This window comes from Streptomyces sp. NPDC058295, assembly GCF_042880655.1.
Taxonomy (GTDB): domain Bacteria; phylum Actinomycetota; class Actinomycetes; order Streptomycetales; family Streptomycetaceae; genus Streptomyces; species Streptomyces coriariae.
In genome coordinates this window covers 70,348-88,880 of record NZ_JBHVYO010000023.1, presented here as the reverse complement: position 1 = coordinate 88,880, position 18,533 = coordinate 70,348, and the positions used below count along the sequence as shown (strand labels likewise).

20 protein-coding genes are annotated in these 18,533 nt (G+C 72.3%); 6 read left to right on the top strand and 14 right to left on the bottom strand.

Features of this window, described 5'->3' with window-relative positions; translation table 11 throughout:
* Positions 1-78: 78 nt before the first annotated feature.
* A complete protein-coding gene (locus ACFVYS_RS24545) occupies positions 79-306 on the bottom strand; it encodes a DUF4287 domain-containing protein (RefSeq protein ID WP_020128488.1) in 228 nt (75 codons plus the stop codon).
* 104 nt (positions 307-410) lie between these two features.
* Between ACFVYS_RS24545 and ACFVYS_RS24540 the strand changes: the two genes are divergently transcribed.
* On the top strand, positions 411-722 hold the full coding sequence (locus tag ACFVYS_RS24540) for a hypothetical protein (RefSeq protein WP_351765571.1): 312 nt from the start codon (positions 411-413) through the stop codon (positions 720-722).
* Between the two features lie 3 nt (positions 723-725).
* On the opposite strand, the gene ACFVYS_RS24535 is transcribed toward ACFVYS_RS24540, so the two are convergent.
* From ACFVYS_RS24535 to ACFVYS_RS24525, 3 genes are all read right to left on the bottom strand, one after another.
* On the bottom strand, positions 726-1,535 hold the full coding sequence (locus tag ACFVYS_RS24535; protein ID WP_389505194.1) for a hypothetical protein: 810 nt from the start codon (positions 1,533-1,535) through the stop codon (positions 726-728).
* 297 nt (positions 1,536-1,832) lie between these two features.
* The gene (locus ACFVYS_RS24530; RefSeq protein ID WP_389505192.1) at positions 1,833-3,053 is read right to left on the bottom strand and encodes an acetyl-CoA C-acetyltransferase; all 1,221 of its coding nucleotides are present in this window, start codon (positions 3,051-3,053) and stop codon (positions 1,833-1,835) included.
* Positions 3,054-3,660: 607 nt separating this feature from the next.
* Complete coding sequence (locus tag ACFVYS_RS24525) at positions 3,661-4,689, bottom strand: SGNH/GDSL hydrolase family protein (RefSeq protein ID WP_389505190.1); 1,029 nt, start codon at positions 4,687-4,689, stop codon at positions 3,661-3,663.
* 161 nt (positions 4,690-4,850) lie between these two features.
* On the opposite strand from ACFVYS_RS24525, the gene ACFVYS_RS24520 reads away from it, so the two are divergent.
* A complete protein-coding gene (locus ACFVYS_RS24520) occupies positions 4,851-6,239 on the top strand; it encodes a cystathionine beta-synthase (protein WP_389505188.1) in 1,389 nt (462 codons plus the stop codon).
* Between the two features lie 445 nt (positions 6,240-6,684).
* Here the strand turns inward: ACFVYS_RS24520 and ACFVYS_RS24515 are convergent, their stop codons facing one another.
* The gene (locus tag ACFVYS_RS24515) at positions 6,685-7,548 is read right to left on the bottom strand and encodes a helix-turn-helix transcriptional regulator (RefSeq protein ID WP_389505186.1); all 864 of its coding nucleotides are present in this window, start codon (positions 7,546-7,548) and stop codon (positions 6,685-6,687) included.
* Between the two features lie 146 nt (positions 7,549-7,694).
* Here ACFVYS_RS24515 and ACFVYS_RS24510 point away from each other — a divergent pair, with 146 nt between their 5' ends.
* Positions 7,695-8,576: an SDR family oxidoreductase gene (locus ACFVYS_RS24510; RefSeq protein WP_389505184.1), complete on the top strand. Its 882-nt coding sequence runs from the start codon at positions 7,695-7,697 to the stop codon at positions 8,574-8,576.
* 24 nt (positions 8,577-8,600) lie between these two features.
* On the opposite strand, the gene ACFVYS_RS24505 is transcribed toward ACFVYS_RS24510, so the two are convergent.
* From ACFVYS_RS24505 to ACFVYS_RS24485, 5 genes are all read right to left on the bottom strand, one after another.
* Entirely contained in the window at positions 8,601-9,026 is a 426-nt protein-coding gene (locus ACFVYS_RS24505) for a hypothetical protein (protein ID WP_389505279.1), read from the bottom strand.
* A gap of 138 nt (positions 9,027-9,164) precedes the next feature.
* Positions 9,165-10,100, bottom strand: a complete 936-nt coding sequence (locus ACFVYS_RS24500) for an ABC transporter substrate-binding protein (protein WP_389505182.1) — start codon at positions 10,098-10,100, stop codon at positions 9,165-9,167.
* 17 nt (positions 10,101-10,117) lie between these two features.
* A complete protein-coding gene (locus tag ACFVYS_RS24495; RefSeq protein ID WP_389505277.1) occupies positions 10,118-10,789 on the bottom strand; it encodes an ABC transporter permease in 672 nt (223 codons plus the stop codon).
* Positions 10,789-11,430, bottom strand: coding sequence for an ABC transporter permease (locus ACFVYS_RS24490; protein WP_389505180.1), 642 nt, complete (start codon positions 11,428-11,430; stop codon positions 10,789-10,791). Before ACFVYS_RS24490 ends, ACFVYS_RS24495 begins: the two co-directional genes overlap by 1 nt.
* On the bottom strand, positions 11,427-12,470 hold the full coding sequence (locus ACFVYS_RS24485; RefSeq protein ID WP_389505178.1) for an ABC transporter ATP-binding protein: 1,044 nt from the start codon (positions 12,468-12,470) through the stop codon (positions 11,427-11,429). Before ACFVYS_RS24485 ends, ACFVYS_RS24490 begins: the two co-directional genes overlap by 4 nt.
* A gap of 142 nt (positions 12,471-12,612) precedes the next feature.
* Here ACFVYS_RS24485 and ACFVYS_RS24480 point away from each other — a divergent pair, with 142 nt between their 5' ends.
* From ACFVYS_RS24480 to ACFVYS_RS24470, 3 genes are all read left to right on the top strand, one after another.
* Positions 12,613-14,121: an aromatic amino acid ammonia-lyase gene (locus tag ACFVYS_RS24480; RefSeq protein WP_389505176.1), complete on the top strand. Its 1,509-nt coding sequence runs from the start codon at positions 12,613-12,615 to the stop codon at positions 14,119-14,121.
* Between the two features lie 101 nt (positions 14,122-14,222).
* Positions 14,223-15,074, top strand: coding sequence for a MurR/RpiR family transcriptional regulator (locus ACFVYS_RS24475; RefSeq protein ID WP_389505174.1), 852 nt, complete (start codon positions 14,223-14,225; stop codon positions 15,072-15,074).
* A 112-nt stretch (positions 15,075-15,186) separates the two neighbouring features.
* Positions 15,187-15,771, top strand: a complete 585-nt coding sequence (locus ACFVYS_RS24470) for a hypothetical protein (RefSeq protein ID WP_389505172.1) — start codon at positions 15,187-15,189, stop codon at positions 15,769-15,771.
* A gap of 92 nt (positions 15,772-15,863) precedes the next feature.
* Here the strand turns inward: ACFVYS_RS24470 and ACFVYS_RS24465 are convergent, their stop codons facing one another.
* The 4 genes from ACFVYS_RS24465 to ACFVYS_RS24450 are packed head-to-tail and all read right to left on the bottom strand — an operon-like array spanning position 15,864 to position 18,182.
* The gene (locus ACFVYS_RS24465; RefSeq protein WP_385274487.1) at positions 15,864-16,238 is read right to left on the bottom strand and encodes a hypothetical protein; all 375 of its coding nucleotides are present in this window, start codon (positions 16,236-16,238) and stop codon (positions 15,864-15,866) included.
* 21 nt (positions 16,239-16,259) lie between these two features.
* Positions 16,260-16,796: a roadblock/LC7 domain-containing protein gene (locus ACFVYS_RS24460; protein ID WP_389505171.1), complete on the bottom strand. Its 537-nt coding sequence runs from the start codon at positions 16,794-16,796 to the stop codon at positions 16,260-16,262.
* Positions 16,797-16,830: 34 nt separating this feature from the next.
* A complete protein-coding gene (locus ACFVYS_RS24455; RefSeq protein ID WP_389505169.1) occupies positions 16,831-17,748 on the bottom strand; it encodes a transcriptional regulator in 918 nt (305 codons plus the stop codon).
* Positions 17,745-18,182, bottom strand: coding sequence for a hypothetical protein (locus tag ACFVYS_RS24450; RefSeq protein ID WP_389505168.1), 438 nt, complete (start codon positions 18,180-18,182; stop codon positions 17,745-17,747). Before ACFVYS_RS24450 ends, ACFVYS_RS24455 begins: the two co-directional genes overlap by 4 nt.
* Positions 18,183-18,533: the final 351 nt, after the last annotated feature.

The window sequence follows — 18,533 nt, the reverse complement described above, 5'->3', positions numbered from 1 at the left end:
CCCAGACCGCGAGAAGGGCCCCGGGATCCGATCCCGGGGCCCTTTCCCGTGTCCGTAGAGTGGTGTGTCGCGTGCGCGCTAGAGGAGTTTGCGCGCGGCCCTCCTCAGGTCGTACTCGTGGATGATCGCCTTGGCGTGGCCGTACGCGAGGTTGTGCTCGGCGCGCAGCCAGCTGACCTTCTCCTCGAAGCGGAGAGCGGGGCCTTCGTCGACGGTGCGCAGCCAGTCGGCGACTTCACGACCGGTGCAGTGGGGGATGCGGGCCAGTATGTTGCGGTGGGTCTCCTCGGAGAGGACATGGGACATCGGCGCCTCCGGTAGCAAAGGGGATGTAAGCCGGTCCTTCAGGTCACGGTGCCTGAGTGTTCGCCCGTTGGCAACAGTGCCGGTGCGACGCGTAGTCTCGCGGCGTGGCTGATACGACGTCCCTGACCCGTGCGGTGGACCACTTCGCCGATCGTCTGCGCGCCGCTTCGCAGAGCCGGCTCCAGAGAGGCGCTGCCACGGAGGCGCTGGCGCTGGCCCGGGAGTTGGTCCGGCGCGCGCAGCTCATCGAGGAGCCAGGAGCGCTGCCGCGCGAGATGCCGGACGCCGGGATGTTCGCCGCCGCCGATCAAATCACCGTCGCGGTGCACGACTTGGCCCTCGTGCTCACGGACGAGGGCCAGGTGAGGGAAGCTCTGGAGTTGGTGGCGCAGGCGCAGAAGCGGGCGGGCGTGTGAGCCTCACAGGCTCGCTATGACCCGGTCGGCCAGGATGTAGACGTTCTCGGCCCCGCACTGGAACGTCAGGGTGTACGCGCCCGAGATGCCCGACCCGCCCAGCAGGAACGGCGTCTCGCCCGCGGTGAGGGCCGCGGCCAGGCGTTCCGCCGTCTCGCGGTGGCCCGGGGTCATGCACAGGGTGGTGCCGTCGCCGAAGACGTAGACGTCGAGGGTGCCGAGCGGACCCGGGCGGACATCGGTCAGCTCGATCTGGGACGCGGCCAGTTCCTCGAGTGTCGCCACCGTGCGCTCGTGGTCGTTCACGACCGGTGACTGGACCGGTACGAAGTCGGGGTGGGACGGGTGACGGCGGCGGGCCGCGGCCAGTTCGGCGGAGTCCCCGGCGAACTCGTCGGCGTCCGAGGCCGGCTCGCTCACCGACTCCAGGGGCTCCAGGCCCACGAAGTCGGCCTGGCGGGGCAGGAACAGCTCGCTGTCCGGGAGGCCCAGCAGGGTGGGCGCGTCGGAGGCGTCACGGGCCTCCTGCGCGGCCCAGAAGGCACGGGCCTCGGCCAGCTCCCGCTCCCGCTCCTCCGCCAGCGCGTCGGCGACGGCGGCGCGTATCTCAGCCGCGTCGGCCGTACTTCGGGCGGCCGGGACGAAGCCGCGCAGTTCGGCGGCGGTCTCCTCGGCGTTCCTGGCGTCCTTGGCGAGCTGGGTGTGCAGGGCGGCCACCTGCCGGCGCAACTGCAAGAGGGTGCGCAGGACGGCGACGCCCACGGCGCCCGTGGCGGCCGTGGTGACCAGCAAGGCGATCGGCATGGCGCTCACTGACGTACTCCCGGTTCAAAGTCGACCCCCGACTTCCTACATCAGCTTGAAGGGTGGACTATCCAACTGTCAGTGCGTAACGTCACGAAACGGGCAGGACTTTGGGCCTGGGGTTTGGTGCCGAAAGGCGCTGAGCTGCGTAAATCCCTCCGGGGAGGGAGATAGGTCACATCCTGGGGGAGATTGGATCACAAAACGGCCCGGAGTCCAGGGGCTTTCCGGACTCCGGGCCGATCCGTCACCGCAGGTGCTGAAGCGGTTACGCAGGGGCCCTGTCGAGGGCCCGCGTGGGGGCGATCAGCTCAGGCGCTCGATGACCATGGCCATGCCCTGGCCGCCGCCGACGCACATCGTCTCCAGACCGAACTGCTTGTCGTGGAACTGGAGGGAGTTGATGAGCGTGCCGGTGATGCGGGCGCCCGTCATGCCGAAGGGGTGGCCGACGGCGATGGCGCCGCCGTTGACGTTCAGCTTCTCCAGCGGGATGTTCAGGTCGCGGTAGGACGGGATCACCTGGGCGGCGAACGCCTCGTTGATCTCGACCAGGTCGATGTCGTCGATGGTGAGACCGGCGCGACGCAGGGCCTGGTTCGACGCGTCGACCGGGCCGAGGCCCATGATCTCCGGGGACAGGCCGGAGACGCCGGTCGAGACGATGCGGGCGAGCGGGGTGAGGCCGAGCTCGCGGGCCTTGGTGTCGCTCATGACGACGACCGCGGCGGCGCCGTCGTTCAGCGGGCAGCAGTTGGCGGCGGTGACCATGCCGTCGAGGCGGAAGACCGGCTTCAGGCCCTGGACGCCCTCCAGCGTGACGCCGGCGCGCGGGCCGTCGTCCTTGCTGACGACCGTGCCGTCGGGGAGCGTCACCGGGGTGATCTCCCGCTCCCAGAAGCCGTTCTTGATGGCTTCCTCGGCGAGGTTCTGCGAGCGGACGCCGAACTCGTCCATGTCCTGGCGGGTGACGCCCTTGAGGCGGGCGAGGTTCTCGGCGGTCTGGCCCATCGCGATGTACGCGTCCGGGACGAGGCCGTCCTCGCGCGGGTCGTGCCAGGTGGTGCCCTCCTGCGCGGCGACGGCCGCGGTGCGGGCCTCGGCCTCCGCGAAGAACGGGTTGCGGGTGTCCGGCAGGCTGTCGGAGTTGCCCTTGGCGAACCGGGAGACCAGCTCGACGCCGGCCGAGATGAAGACGTCGCCCTCGCCGGCCTTGATGGCGTGCAGCGCCATCCGGCTGGTCTGGAGGGACGAGGAACAGTAACGGGTGATCGTGCAGCCGGGGAGGTGGTCCATCCCCATCTGCACCGCCACGATGCGGCCGAGGTTGTTGCCCTGCTCGCCGCCCGGCAGGCCGCAGCCGAGCATCAGGTCGTCGATGTCCCTCGGGTCCAGCTCGGGGACCTTGGCGAGGGCCGCCTGGATGATCGTGGCGGTGAGGTCGTCCGGGCGCAGGTCCTTCAGGGAGCCCTTGAATGCGCGGCCGATGGGTGAGCGGGCGGTCGAGACGATGACTGCTTCGGGCATCACGGCTCCATTGGCGAGGGGGTTCGTACGGGCACGGCTGTCTGGGAAGTTACCCGTACGTATGGGCTGGGTCACTGGTGTCGTGGTGTGACCCTGGCCGCAATTTACTAAGCGCTTGCTTGGGCCTCCGGCGGTGGGCGGGGAATGTGCGGGTGGGTCCACGCGCCGGTCCCCTGGGGGCTGCGCCCCCAGACCCCCCATCGGCCCTGAAGGGGCCTCGTCCTCAAACGCCGGACGGGCTGGTGGGCGGACCCCCGGCGGCGGGCTGGTGGGCGGACCCCGGGCGGGGCTGGGGAGGGCGGCCCCCCCGGACGGGCCGGGAGGGCGGCCGTCCGGACGGGGCTGGGAGGGGGCGGCCCCCGACGAGGCGGGCATCGGACGGGCTGGTGGGGCGGACTCCGGACGGGTTGGTTCGGCGGACCCCGGGACCGGCTGGTGGGGCGGACACCGAACGAGGCTGGGAGGGCGGCCCTCCGAACGAGGCTGGAGGGCGGCCCCCCGGACGAGGCTGGAGGGCGGCCCCCCGGCGGGCTGGAAAGGCTGGCCCCGGGCGGGGCTGGCCGGTCGGACCCCGGGCGGGTCGGGGGGCTGGGGTCGGGTGGGCTGGTTATGTGTTGGCGGGGGACGCGGGTTCTGTTTCCGAGACGCGCCGCCTCCGGCGGCGCTTCAGGAGGGCCCAGGGGCCTCGGGGGCCCGTCGGCATCGCCGCGGTGACCTCCGTGCCGGCCTCCGAGGCCGCTTCCGCCGCCGCTCGGGCCACCGGCAGGAAACCCTCGCGGCGGGAGACGTCCGGGCGCTCCTCCTCGGCCGGCCAGAGGCCGAGGGCCGCGCAGACCGTGGGGAGGACCGCCATCGCCGCCGTCGCGTACCCCTCCGCCGAGGGGTGGTAGTGGTCGGGGCCGAACAGCTCGCGCGGGTTGGCCTCGAACTCGGGGCCCAGCAGGTCGCCCAGGGAGACCGTGCGGCCGCCCTGCTCGACGGCGCCGATCGTCTGGGCGGCCGCCAGCTGGCGCGAGGCCCGGCGGGCCAGCCAGCGCAGCGGCTGCTGGACCGGCTCGATCGTGCCCAGGTCGGGGCAGGTGCCGACGACGACCTCGGCGCCGGCCGTGCGCAGCCGTCGTACCGCCGAGGACAGGTGGCGGACCGAGCGGGTGGCCGGCATCCGGTGGGTCACGTCGTTCGCGCCGATCATGATCACGCAGACGTCGGGCACCTGGTCGGAGTCCGCCAGGACCAGCGCGACCTGGCGGTCGAGATCGTCGGACTGCGCGCCCGGCAGCGCCACGTTGCGCAGCTCCACGGGGCGTTCGGCGACCGCCGCCAGGCCCGAGGCCAGCAGCGCGCCCGGGGTCTGCCCGGAGCGGTGCACGCCCTGGCCCGCCGCCGTGGAGTCGCCCAGCATCGTCAGGCGCAGGGGTTCCTTGCCGGGCCCGGGTGCGTCGTAGGCGAGGCCGTAACGGCCGTCCGCCTGCGGGACGTGCGGATGCGCCCCGTTGTTCACCTGGCGCCGCGCCAGATGCACCTCCGCCAGCACCAGCCCTACGGTTGCCGCCCCGGCCAGTCCGATGCCGCCGCCGCCGTAGGCCGCTCCGGCCGCGATGCGCCGGGCCACTCTCGCCCTCGACATGCTCGTCATGCCTCGACGCCACCTCCTCGTGTCCGTACACCCACTCCTTGCCCCGTACGGACCGTCGCCCAATCTCAACCGGGAGTGAACGTGCCGACCCGGCCGCCGCCCGGGCCGTACCCTGGCGTCACCACTACGACCACTGTTTTTGCAAGCAACCGGAGACAACGGTGCAATTCCACGACTCGATGATCAGCCTCGTCGGCAACACCCCGCTGGTGAAGCTCAACAGCGTGACCAAGGGCATCCAGGCGACCGTCCTGGCCAAGGTGGAGTACTTCAACCCGGGCGGTTCCGTGAAGGACCGCATCGCCCTGCGCATGATCGAGGCGGCGGAGAAGAGCGGGGAGCTCCTGCCCGGCGGCACGATCGTCGAGCCGACCAGCGGAAACACCGGGGTCGGGCTGGCCATCGTCGCGCAGCAGAAGGGGTACAAGTGCATCTTCGTGTGCCCCGACAAGGTGAGCACCGACAAGATCAACGTGCTGCGGGCGTACGGCGCCGAGGTCGTCGTGTGCCCCACCGCCGTGGACCCCGAGCACCCGGACTCCTACTACAACGTCTCCGACCGGCTGGTGCGGGAGACGCCGGGTGCGTGGAAGCCGGACCAGTACTCCAACGCGAACAACCCGCTCTCCCACTACCACTCCACCGGCCCTGAGCTGTGGGAGCAGACGGAGGGGCGGATCACCCACTTCGTCGCCGGCGTCGGCACCGGCGGCACCATCTCCGGGACCGGGCGCTATCTGAAGGACGCCAGCGAGGGCCGGGTCCAGGTCGTGGGCGCCGACCCCGAGGGCTCCGTGTACTCCGGTGGGTCCGGGCGGCCGTATCTCGTCGAGGGCGTCGGTGAGGACTTCTGGCCGACCGCGTACGACCGGACCGTCGCCGACGAGATCGTCGCGGTGTCCGACAAGGACTCCTTCCAGATGACCCGGCGGCTCGCGAAGGAGGAGGGGCTGCTCGTCGGCGGCTCCTGCGGGATGGCCGTCGTGGCCGCCCTGCGCGTCGCCGAGCGGCTCGGCCCGGACGACGTCGTGGTCGTCCTGCTGCCCGACAGCGGTCGCGGGTACCTCTCGAAGATCTTCAACGACGAGTGGATGGCCGACTACGGCTTCCTCGAGGACGAGGGTCCCAGCGCGCGCGTCGCCGACGTCCTCAACGACAAGGTGCACGGCGCCATCCCGTCCCTCGTCCACATGCACCCGGACGAGACCGTCGGCCAGGCCATCGAGGTGCTGCGCGAGTACGGCGTCTCCCAGATGCCGATCGTGAAGCCGGGCGCCGGTCACCCGGACGTCATGGCCGCCGAGGTCGTCGGGTCGGTCGTGGAGCGGGAGCTGCTGGACGCGCTGTTCACCCAGCGGGCCTCGCTCGACGACCCGCTGGAGAAGCACATGTCCGCCCCGCTGCCGCAGGTCGGCTCCGGTGAGCCGGTCGGCGACCTGATGTCCGTGCTCGGCACCGCGGACGCGGCGATCGTCCTCGTCGAGGGCAAGCCCACCGGGGTCGTCAGCCGCCAGGACCTGCTGGCCTTCCTGGCCAAGGGCGGGAAGTAACTTCCGGGGGCAGGGGCCGAAACCCCGGGGAAACCGCCGGTGAACGGCCCCTGGAAGCGCTGAACTTCCGTTTGCCTACCGAAGTGGTGGACTTCGCGGAAGTGGTACGAGCGTGTCACGTCGACGCAGCACTCGGTTAACACGCGTCCGGCATATTTATGGGTGTCGGCAGGGCGGGAGCGGCTCCCCGCCCCACCGGCACCAAAACGGCGTCACGGACCTCCGGAGCGGCTCCCGGACCTCCACCGACGCCACGGACGCGCAAGCCCGGCCTGACCCGGCCCGCGTCCCTCGCGGGGACCGCCGTCGTCCCGCCCCCCGGTAACGGGGGTGCGGCGGTCCCCGCGCAAGCTTCCGTCACTCAGGGCCTGTCCACCGGACAGGCCCTGAGTCGTGTGCGCCGGACCCCGGTCGGACCCGGAGCAGGACTCGGGTCGGACCCGGATCAGGACGACGTCCGGACCGGCGTCGCTCCCCAGCTGCCCAGGAGCCGCAGCCGCTCCTCCGTCTCGGAACCCGCCTCCGGGGTGTAGACCAGCAGGGACTGGTCCGGGTCCGCCGAGACCGCGAGCGTCTCGTACGGGAAGGTCAGCAGGCCCGCGACCGGGTGGTGGATGCGCTTCACCCCGTACGCGCACTCCCGGACCGGATGATCGGCCCACAGCCGGCGGAAGTCGTCGCTCTTCAGGGAGAGTTCCCCGACGAGCGCGGTCAGCCGGCGGTCGTCCTGGTGATGGCCGGCCAGCATCCGCAGATGCGCGACGCACTGGACGGCCACCGCGGACCACTCCGGGTAGAAGTCGTGGGAGCCGGGGTCGAGGAAGACGTGCCGCGGGATGCTGCGGCCCCCCGGACCGGTACGGCTGTAGCCGAAGACCGCGTCGGCGAGCGTGTTCCACGCCAGCACGTCCATCCGCTGGTCCAGCACGAAGGCCGGGGTGCGCTCCATGCTGTCGAGCAGCGCCCGGACGCCCGCGCGGACGCGGGGCGCGGCCGGTCGACCGGCCTGCTTGCGGGGGCGGGCGACGGCGTGCAGATAGGCGTGCTCCGTGTCGTCCAGGCGCAGCACGCGCCCGACGGCGTCCAGGACCGCGTCGCTGACTCCCCCAGACTTCGTCCGGGAGGGGCCCCCAGGGCCTCTGCCCTGTTCCAGGCGGATGTAGTAGTCGACGCTCACTCCGGCCAGCTGCGCCACCTCCTCGCGTCGCAGCCCGGGTACCCGTCGGCGCCCGTGCGAGGGCAGCCCGACCTCCTCCGGCTGGATGCGGGCGCGGCGCGAGCGCAGAAAGTCTCCAAGGTCCCCGTCCATGCGTTCGATGGTAGGGGAGCGGCGGGCCGCGAACCTGGTACTGGCAGACCCAGGAAAAGCGCATCCCTGGGTAGCGCGGACGCGGACGGCGAGGGTGGTGCGTGCCGCCGGGGAACCACCCCGGCCCGCCTTTCCAGGAGCAACGGATGTCGCACGAGAGCCAGAACCACAACGGGCAGCAGAACCACAACGGGCAGCAGAACCAGAACGGGCAGCAGAACCAGGACCAGAACGGGCAGCAGAACCAGAACCAGAACCCTTACGGGGACCGGTACGCGGGTCTGGCCGGTCGTACCGCCGTCGTCACCGGCGCTGCCAGCGGTATCGGTGAGGCCGTCGCCGTGCTGCTCGCCGCCTCGGGGGCCCGGGTCGCCCTGCTGGCCCGGCGCGGCGACCGGCTGGAGTCGGTCGTCGAGAAGATCCGCGCCGACGGGGGCGAGGCCCTGGCCGTCGTCGCCGATGTCACCGACGACGCGTCGGTGGACGCGGCGGCCGCCACGATCCGCGAGGCCTACGGGAGCGTCGACCTGGTCGTCAACAACGCCGGCGTCATGCTGCCGAACCCCGTCGACGACGGCCGGATCGATGAGTGGCGGCGGATGCTCGACACCAACGTGACCGGTGTGCTGCGGGTGATCCGCGCCTTCACCGGGGACCTGGTGGGCGCCGCCGCCGAGGGACGGACCGCGGACCTGGTGAACATCTCGTCCATCGCCGCGCACATCGCGTTCCCGAACTACGGGGTGTACGGCGCCACCAAGGCGGCCGTCACCTATCTCTCCCAGGCCCTGCGCATCGAGTTCGGGCCGCGTGACGTGCGGGTCACCAACGTGGAGCCGGGGCTGACGGAGACCGAGCTGGCGACGCACCTGGACAACGACGAGCTGGCCGGGCAGCTGGACGGCATGTTCGACGCCATCGGCGGGCTGTCCGCGGCCGAGCTCGCCGATGTCGTCGCCTACGCCACCAGCCGTCCCCGGCACGTCAACCTGCGGCAGATCATGGTGCTGCCGACCCGCCAGGCGTGAGCGCCGGGCCTCGGGGCCCCCGGGTCACTCCTCCCAGTCGCTGCCCTTCGAGGAGCCGCGCCGGGTGCCGAAGAGGCCGGGGTGGGAGCGGGCGGCCTGGACCACGTTGACGCCGACGATGCCCACCCAGGAGACGATCAGGCCCGGCAGGTGCGCGGTGCCCGCGCCGATCGCGGACAGCGGGACCGCCAGCACCAGCGAGACGATGCCGAAGCCGAAGCGCTCGCCCCACGAGTCCGTCGCCTTCGGCGAGCGGGCGTCCCGGGCCGCCACCATCTGCTGCTCCGCGAACTGCCGCCGCACCCGGCGCTCCACGACGCCGTCGATGCGCTGGTCGACCTTCTCCAGGAAGGAGTCCACCAGCGCGGACTCGTACTCCTCGCCCAGTTCCCTGCGGGTCGCCAGGGTGGCGTCGAGTTCCTTCTTCAGGTCCGCGTCGCGCGCTTCCATGGTGGTCTCCCATCCCGTCATGGTGACCAGGCTAGGCAGCGGGAACGCCCGCCGCACTGGGGATAGCCCCCCTGTCGGGAGTCGGGTTCGCGGGAGGGCGGCGGGGAGCCGGCGGGGAGCGTGCGGAGAGCGCGGGGCCTACTTCTTGGTGAGCCCGTGCTGCTTCGCGTACGCGTTCGCCACGTCCTCCGGGTCCTTCTTGTCCTTGTCCACCTGACGGTTGAGCTCGGTGAGCTGGGTGGTGGTGAGGATGTTGCCGAGGCGGGCGAGGGCCTTGCGGACGGTGGAGTCGGCCTTGCGGTCGGCGATGAGCGGGACGATGTGCTGGCCGGGGATGAGGTTCTTCGGGTCGGTGAGCACCACCCAGCCGTTGTCCAGGATGTCGGTGTCGGTGGTGAAGAGGTTCGCCACGTCGACGTCGCCCTTCTTCAGGGCGCCCTTGACCAGCGGTCCGGAGGAGTCGAGGGACTTGAACTCCTTGAACTCCACGCCGTACACCTCCTCGAGGCCGACCACGCCGACACGACGGGTCTTCACCTCGGGAGCGGCACCGATGACGAGCTTGCCGTTCAGCTTCTTCAGGTCGGCGAGGGAGGTCAGGCCGTACTTCTTCGCCGTCTCCCGGGTGACGGCGAAGGCGTCCGCGTCCTCGGCGGCGCCGTACGGCAGGACCTGGAGACCGGCGGGCAGGGCGATGGTGATGTCGTTCTGCATCGCGCCCTCCTCCGTCTCCGAGGCCTTCGGGTCGAGGTAGGTGAGGAGCGCGCCCTGGTACTCGGGCAGGAGGTCGATGTCGCCGCTCTTCAGGGCGGGGAAGACGATCTCGCGGGTGCCGAGGTTGGGGCGGACCTTCACCTTCACGCCGGCCGCTGTGAGGGCGGCGGCGTAGAGGTAGCCCAGCACCTGGTTCTCGGTGAAGTTGGCGGTGCCGATGGTGACCCCGCTCTTGCTGGAGCCGCCGCCGGAGGTGGTGGTGCCCTCGTTGTCGAGGGAGGTGATGCCGCTCGCACAGGCGGAGAGGGCGGGGACGGTCGCGGCCGCGAACAGGCCGCCGAGGATCATGCGTCGGTTCATGTCGGGATTCCCTGGGCCTAGGCGGTCTGTGCGGGGCGGTGGCGGAAGAGGAGGCGTTGGAGGCCGGAGAGGGCCAGGTCCAGGGCGATGGCGACCGCGGCGACCAGGACCGCGCCGCCGAGCACCTGGACGAGGTCGCGCTGGGCGAGGCCGTCGAAGACGTAGCGGCCGAGGCCGCCGAAGGAGACGTACGCGGCGATGGTGGCCGTGGCGACGACCTGGATGAGCGCGAGGCGCAGGCCGGTCATGATCAGCGGGAGGGCGAGCGGCAGTTCCACCTGGAACAGGACCTGGTGGCCGCGCATGCCCTGCCCGCGGGCCGCGTCCTTCACGTCCGGGTCGACGGCCGTCATGCCGGCGTAGGTGTTGGTGACGATCGACGGGACGGCGAGCGCGACCAGCGCGATGTAGACCGGCCACATGGACAGGCCGCTGGCGAGGAAGACGAGGACGACCAGGCCGACGGTCGGCAGCGCCCGGCCGAAGGAGGCCAGGTTGATCGCGAGGAACGCGCCCCGGCCGGTGTGGCCGATCAGCAGGCCGAGGGGGAGGCCGATCGCGGCCGCGACGAGGGTGGCCAGCAGCGAGTACTGCAGGTGTTCGGCGAGGCGGTGTGCGATGCCGTCGGAGCCGGACCACTGGGCGCCGCTGGTGAGCCAGGCGCCGAGGTTCTTGAACAGTTCGAACATCAGGCTCGCCGCCTCTTCCACGGGGTGAGGACGTACTGGACGCCGACCAGAGCCGCGTCGGCGACGACCGCGAGGAGGAGGGTGAGGACCACTCCCGCGATCACCGGGGTCGGGAAGTCGCGCTGGAATCCGTCGGTGAAGAGCTGGCCGAGGCCGCCGTCACCGATGTAGGTGGCGACGGAGACCAGGGAGATCGACATGACCGTCGCGATGCGGACGCCCGCCATGATCACGGGGAGCGCGAGCGGGAACTCGACGGTGAGGAGCGTGCGCAGGGGGCGGGTGCCCATCGCCTTGGCCGCTTCCTTGGTCTTCGCGGGCACCGAGTCGAGCCCTTCGACCGTGTTCCGCAGCAGCACGACCAGGGTGTAGACGGTCAGGCCGATGACGGTGGTGGTGCGGGTCAGACCGCTGATCGGCAGCAGCAGGACGAAGATCGCGATCGACGGGATCGTGAACAGGACGTTGGAGAGGCCGAGCAGCAGGCCGCGCAGGGGGCGGACACGGTGGGCGATCACCGCGAGCGGGAGGCTGATCAGCAGGCCGAGGAGGACCGCGGTCAGAGCGGCCTGGAGGTGGGAGATCGTGAGGGTGGCCAGGTAGTCGGTGTGGCCCGATATCCAGGACCAGTCGATGGTCATGCGGCCACCCGCGCCTCGGTGTGCGCCTGGCCGGCGTGGGTGTGGATGTCGTCGCGGGAGGTGACGCCGGTGAGGGCGCCGCCCGCGTCGACGCGGGCGACGAGCCCGGTGGGGGAGGCGACCGACTCGTTGAGCGCCGACAGCAGGGAGTCGGTGTCCCTGAGGGGGCGTACGGGCACGGTGGGTCCGGCGGCGTCCCCGGACGTCCAGTGCAGCGGCTTGCGGGCCTTGTCGAGCACGAGGGTCCAGGTGCCGCCCTCGGGTGCGGCGCCCTGGGGGACGCCCGCGAGGGTCGTCAGCGAGAGCAGCTTCAGGCCGCGCTCGGCGCCGAGGAAGTCGGCCACGAAGTCGTCGGCCGGGCGGGCGAGCAGTTCGGTGGGCGAGGCGCACTGCACCAGGTGGCCGCCGGTGCGGAACACGGCGATCTGGTCGCCGAGCCGGACGGCCTCGTCGATGTCGTGCGTGACGAAGACGATGGTCTTGCTCAACTCCTTCTGGAGCCGGAGCAGTTCGTCCTGGAGCTGGGTGCGGACCACCGGGTCGACCGCGCCGAAGGGCTCGTCCATGAGAAGCACCGGCGGGTCGGCGGCGAGCGCGCGGGCCACCCCGACGCGCTGCTGCTGGCCGCCGGAGAGCTGGTGCGGGTAGCGCTTCCCGGAGTCGGCGGACAGGCCGACGGTCTCCAGGAGTTCGGCCGCGCGGGCGCGGGCTCTGCGGCGACCGTGGCCCAGCAGCAGCGGCACGGTGGCGATGTTGTCGAGCACCGTGCGGTGCGGGAAGAGCCCCGACTGCTGGATGACGTAACCGATGGAGCGGCGCAGCTCGGCCGCGTCCTGGCGGGTGACGTCCTTGCCGCCCACCTCGATCGTCCCGGAGGTCGGGTCGACCATGCGGTTGATCATCCGCAGGGTGGTCGTCTTGCCGCAACCGGAGGAACCGACCAGCACGGTCACGCCACCCTCCGGCATGTGGAGGGAGAGATCGTGGACCGCCGTCGTGCCGTTGGGGAAGCGCTTGTGGACCGCGTCGAACTGGATCATGAGTTGTCCCTTGCCCGGCTGTATAACGTCATGCAGAGTTCTCGGTAGATGAATAGCTTGTCAACGGCTGGGTGTTAATCCGAGGTAACGGATGACCGGTGGGCAAGATCGAGTGTCCGGATTGATGGGAGTTCGTGGACTTATGTCGTCTCGGATGATGGACGCCCCTACTGGGGTGGGCTCCGGTCTCGTCGTCCTCGACGGGATCGCCCTCGGCGTCGCGGACGTCGCCCGCCTCGCCGACCGGGCCGCCCGCCCGGTCCCCGGCACCGAGGCGACAAAGCGGATGACCGAGTCCTGGGACGCCGCCCGCCGGATCGCCGCCACCGGTCGCGTCTACGGCCGCTCCACCGGGGTCGGCGCCAACCGGAACGAGGACGTGCCCACCGAGGCGGCCGCCGAGCACGGCCTGCGCCTGCTGCGCAGCCACGCCGGCGCCATCGGCGAGGAACTGCCCGCCCGGCAGGTCCGGGCCATGCTCGCCGTCCGCGCCAACCAGCTGCTCGCCGGCGGCGCAGGCCTGAGGCCCGGCGTCGTCACGGCGCTGTGCGAGGCGCTGGAGAGCGGGGCGTATCCGGTCGTCAACGAGTTCGGCTCGGTCGGGACCGGTGACCTGGCGGCGCTGGCACAGGTCGGACTCGCGCTGGTGGGGGAGCACCCGTGGCGCGGCACCGGGATCCCCGAACCGCAGCAGCTCGACAACAACGACGCCCTCGCGCTCATCAGCAGCAACGCCCTCACCCTCGGCCAGTCCGCCCTCGCCCTGCACGAACTGCGCGGGCTCCTGGAGGCCACCCAGGTCGTCGCCGCGCTCTCCCTGCTGGCCGTGGACGGCTCGCACGAGGCGTACGCCGCCCCCGTGCACGCCGCCCGCCCGCATCGCGGGTCCACCGAGGTCGCCCGCCGGATGCGGGAGTTGATCGGCGCGCAGGACCGGCCCACGCCACCCCTCGGCAGGATCCAGGACCCCTACGGCTTCCGCTGCCTGCCCCAGATCCACGGCCCCGCGCACGACGCCGCCGACGCCCTGGAGGACGTGGTCGGCATCGAGATCAACGCGGCCGCCGAGAACCCGCTCATCTGCCCCGAGGACATGACCGCCTATCACCACGGCGGCTTCTACCAGGCCCAGCTCGCCCTCGCCCTGGACCACTTCAGGCTGGCGCTGACCCAGGTGGCACGGCTGTCCACCTCCCGCCTGTCGACCCTGAACGAACCGGCCTACACCCGGCTGCGTCCCTTCCTCGCCGACCCCGAGCCCGCCTCCTCCGGCGTGATGATCCTCGAGTACGCCGCCGCGGCCGCCCTGGGTGACCTGCGGGCCTTCTCGGCGCCCGCCTCGCTCGGCCACGCTGTACTCTCCCGGGGCGTCGAGGAACAGGCCAGTTTCGCCTCGCTCGCGGCCCGGCAGACACTGCGCGCCTGTGCCGCGTACCGTCTCGTCGTCGGCTGCGAACTCGTCGCCGCCGTACGGGCGCTGCGCCAGCGCGAGCTGCGGCCCGAGCCGGGACTTCCGGCGGGCCGGGCGCTGGAGCTGGCCGAGGCGGTGCTCGACGCGGAACAGGCCGACCGGCCGCTCACGGACGACGTACGGGCGGCGGCCGGGCTGCTGGACCGGTTCACGGACATCTGGAGGGGGAGCGGGGCATGAGCGCGGAGACGGGGATCGGTGAGGGAGTGCCGGGTCCAGGGGGGTCGGGGCCAGGAGTGTCGGGTCCAAGGGTGTCGGGTCCGGCGGCATCGGGTCCGGGGGTGCCGGGTGCCGGTGTGCCGGACAGTCCCGCCGCTCGGCTGCAGGCGCTCTTCGAGGGGCACCGGCTGACACCGACCCAGCGGCGCATCGCACACAGCATGGTGCGGCGCGCCGCCGACGTGCCGTTCCTGTCCAGCGTGGAGCTGGCCGAACTCGCGGGCGTCAGCCAGCCATCGGTGACCCGCTTCGCGGTCGCCCTCGGCTTCGACGGCTACCCCGCCCTGCGCAAGCACCTGCGCGAGGTCGCCCCCGCCGAACAGACGGCAGGACCGGCCTCGTACAACGAGTACCAGCAGGCCGTCGAGGCCGAGATCGAGAACCTGAAGCACCTCGCCGAACTGCTCGCCGATCCCCGGCCGGTGCAGCGGGCGGGTCGGCTGCTGGCGGCCTCCCGTCCGCTTCCCGTGCTCGGACTGCGGGCCGCCGCCTCCCAGGCGTACGGGTTCGCCTACTTCGCCGCCAAGGTCCATCCGGACGTACGGCTGCTGAACGAGGGCGGCACGATGATCCACGACCGGATCGACGCCGCCGTCCGGGCCGGCGCCTCGGCCCTGCTCTGCTTCGCGCTGCCCCGTCATCCGCGCGAGGTCGTCGACACCCTCGGCTACGCCCGGGAGGCGGGGCTGAGCGTGGTGACCGTCGCCGACTCCGCGTTCGCGCCGGTCGCCAAGGTCTCCGACCTGCTGCTGCCGGCCGCCGTCGGCACCGGCCTCGCCTTCGACACGGCGTGTGCGCCGATGCTGCTCGGGCGGGTGCTGCTGGAGGCGATGTGCGACGACCTGCCCGACGCGCAGGCCCGGCTGGAGGAGTTCGACGCGCGGGCGGCGGCGCGGGGGCTCTTCGTGGAGTAGGCCGCCGCGCGTGGGAGGCGCGACTTTTCGGGGCGTTCTCTCAGACTCGTCTCACGTTCGCTCACTAGTCTGAACGGTCACGAGACTGTGCCGGAGAGACCAGGAGGCGGACGTGGCGCGCGGAGGGCAGGGGCTGGCTCGGGTGGCCGTCGTCGTACGGGCCGGAGCCGCGCCGTTGTGGTGGTGCGGGGTGTTCGCGGCGGGGGTCGGGGCCTTGGTGCCCGGCCTCACCGGACGGCGGATCGGGGTGCTGGCCGGGGCCGCCCTGTTCATCGTCGCCGCCGCCGTGGTGGCGTGGCGCGGCCGCAGGCGGATCGCCGGACTCGGCCACGGCGCCGCCCGGGCCGGCAAGCAGGACGTGCTCCAGGACCGGGCGGTGACCGTGCGCACCTGGCGGCGCGGGCACCGCTGGTGGCTGCTGCTCGCCTTCGTGGCCGCGCTCGGCAGCTCCTTCGCGGTGCCCGCGGCCGCAGGACTGCTGCTCGCCGGCTGGGGGACGGGACTGCGGCTGAAGGCCGCCTGGCTCGGACGGCGCGAGCGGGCCGAGGACGCACTGCTGTGGGTGCGCGTCGACTGGCTGGACCGGCGCGGCGGACGCCCGGCGGGCAAGGCCGTCAAGGCGTACCGCAGCACCGGCATCGCGGCGGGCGACGCGGCCCCGGGCGGGTCCCGCCGCCGCACCGCGGCGCTGGTCTAGCCACGGACCGGTCCGGCCTTTCCGGTCCGTCCGGCCGGCACGTCCGGCCGGTCCGGTCCGTCCGGCCGGTCCGGCACGTCCGGCCGGTCGGGCTATACCTCGAGGTCCTCCTCGATCCTCTTCAACTGGTGGCGGGCCATCGCGAGGTTGGCCCGCTTGGCGTCAAGGACCAGGTACATGAAGAGTCCGTTGCCGCCGCGGCCGCTGATCAGCCGGATCAGGTGGTACTGGTCGTTCAGCGTGATCAGGATGTCCTCGATCTGGCCCTTGAGCCCGAGGTGCTCCATGGTGCGCATCTTGGCGCGCACCACGTCGGTGTTCCCGGCGGCGGCGACGTTCAGGTCGAAGGTCTTGCTGCCGCCCATCGTGCCCAGCGCCATGCCGCTGGTGTAGTCGACGAGCGCCACTCCGGTCGCGCCCTCGATCGAGGCGAGACACTCTTTCAGTGTGGTTTCGGTGTTGGCCATGCTGTGCTCCTCGGTTCCTTCTCAACTTTCCGTGGTGGTGCGCGCGTTGGTGGTCGCTGATCCGCGCGCCGATCTGGTCCGTACGATGGGTGGCTTGGCGGGCGTCCGGACGGGCGCCTTCGCGGGGGTCTTCGCCGGCGCCCTGGCCGGTGGCGGGGCGGCTGCCTCGGCCTCCCGCGCCTTCGCCTCCCACGCGTCGACGAGCTCCCCGATGCGGGCCCCGGCCCGGCGGCCCTCCAGATGCAGCCGGCCGACGTTGACGCGGTCCTGCGCGAGCAGGGTCAGTACGGCGCTCTCACCGGCCGCGTAGGTCGCGACGTAGCCGTAGACCCCGCGCACGAGCAGCTCGCGGAAGTCGCCCTGGCCGGTCGTGTCCGCCATCCGCACCGCGACGCCGAGGGCGGCGGCGGTCAGGGCGGCCACCACCTCCGGCTCCACGCCCGGCGTGTCGTGGGCGAGGACGAGACCGTCCACCCCGGCCGTCAGGGCGCCGGTCAACTGGGGCACCCGGGCCCGCAGCCGCCGGAGTTCGTCGAGTATCACTGGCTCGGACACCATCAGCTCGCTCCTCTCGGCGCGCGGTCGCTGCCGTTCAAAGGGCCTCCAGCGCATCCCTGAGCCTCTTCAGCAAGGTGATGTCGGGGTCGTTGACACGGGGCAGGGTGATGCCCGGTGGCGGTTCGGGGTCGGGGCCGACGGGACTCACGGCGGGACCTGCGGCCGGCCCGGGGTGGAGCGGGGGCGCGGCCGGCGGCGGGCGGTGCTGCCGGGGCGGCGGGAAGAGGGCGGTCAGCAGCCCCGCCGCCGCCAGCCGCCGGACGTCCACCAGGGTGTGGAAGGCCTGCCGGCCCAGCTCCCGGGCTATGTCCGAGGCGGTGCGTACGCCGTCCACCGAGGCGAGCACCGCGCTCTGCCGGGCGGTCGGCGCGGGCGCCGCGACGGTCTCGGCCCGTCGCAGCGGCGCCCCGTCGGTCAACGGGTCCGGCCACAGCCGGTGCAGCAGCTCACGCCGGCGCAGCGTCTCGCGCTCGACCGCCGCGACCGGGACCGGCCGGAGCGTGCCCAGCCAGTGCCCGGCGCCGTACCGGAAGTGGCCGGGAGTGCTGCTGGGGGTGAGCGCGAAGTACGCCGCGTCGAAGACCGCCTCCAGGTGGCACAGTTCCAGCGCGCCGCGCGGGACGCGGCCGGCGTCCAGCAGCAGCCGGGCGACGCCGTACTCCTCGTCGGCCCGGTCCACCGCGTCCTGCCAGACGGCGGGGGCGAGGGTGCCGTGGGCCAGGAGGAGCACGTCGAGGCCCGGGGCGAGCGGGCTCTCGGCGTGCACCACACGGCCCTCGGCGAGGTAGAGCGAGCCGCGCTCGCGCTCCAGGACACCGGTCGCCCGTTCGGCCGCGAGCCGGGTCAGCATCGGCGACAGTCCGCCGCCGCGCTCCCGGGCCGCCGACTTCTCCCGCACGGGCAGCCGGGGCGGCGGGGTCGTCCCCTGCGGGGTCGTTCTCACCGCGGTCACCCCAGCACCAGCCGTCCGGCCATCTCGCCCAGCCGGATCCGGGCCAGCGCGAGGTTGCCGTCCGGCCGGGCCAGCCACACGTGCAGGAACACGCTGCTGTCGAAGGACGTCGGTACGAAGCGGAGCACGTGATAGCTGTCCCGGTTGCTGATGATCAGGTCCTCGACCGGAGGATCGGCGACCCCGCCACCGCCTCCCTGTTCGTCGTGGCCGTCATGACTGTCGCGACGGTCGTAGCCGCCGGGTGCGAACGCCCGCTGCTCGGCCGTGAGCCGGGCCACCTCGGCCGCCTCGGCGGCCGCCGCCTCGTGGTCGCCGCCGGGGAACTCCCCGACCGCGCCCAGGGCCAGCCCGCTGGTCCAGTCGACCAGCGCGGCACCCCGGGCACCGGGCAGCCGCATGGCCTCCAGGAGACACTCGTCGATTCCGGGCACCGTTGGGCTCCCCTCCCGCCTTCGGTTCGGCTGAGTGATGAAGAAGCTACGCAACGTAGGCGCCGAGGGGTGAGTCTTCTGGCATTTTCCAGCGGAACATGCGGCGGGGCGGCTAACGTGGGTCGACTGACCACGTTTCGGGCCGAATCGGCGCCCCATGCGCCCCTTCTCCACCGTTCAACACCGGCCCACCGGCGCGCGTCAACGGCGCGCACGTCCAGGCGGGGTGGTGAACGCGAAAACGCGCGCCCTCTTCTCCCCGCGTTTCCTTCTCTGCGCGTTTCTTCTCTGCGCCGGCCGCCTCCGCTCTCTGCGCCGGCCGCCTCCGCTCTCTGCGCCGGCCGCCTCCGC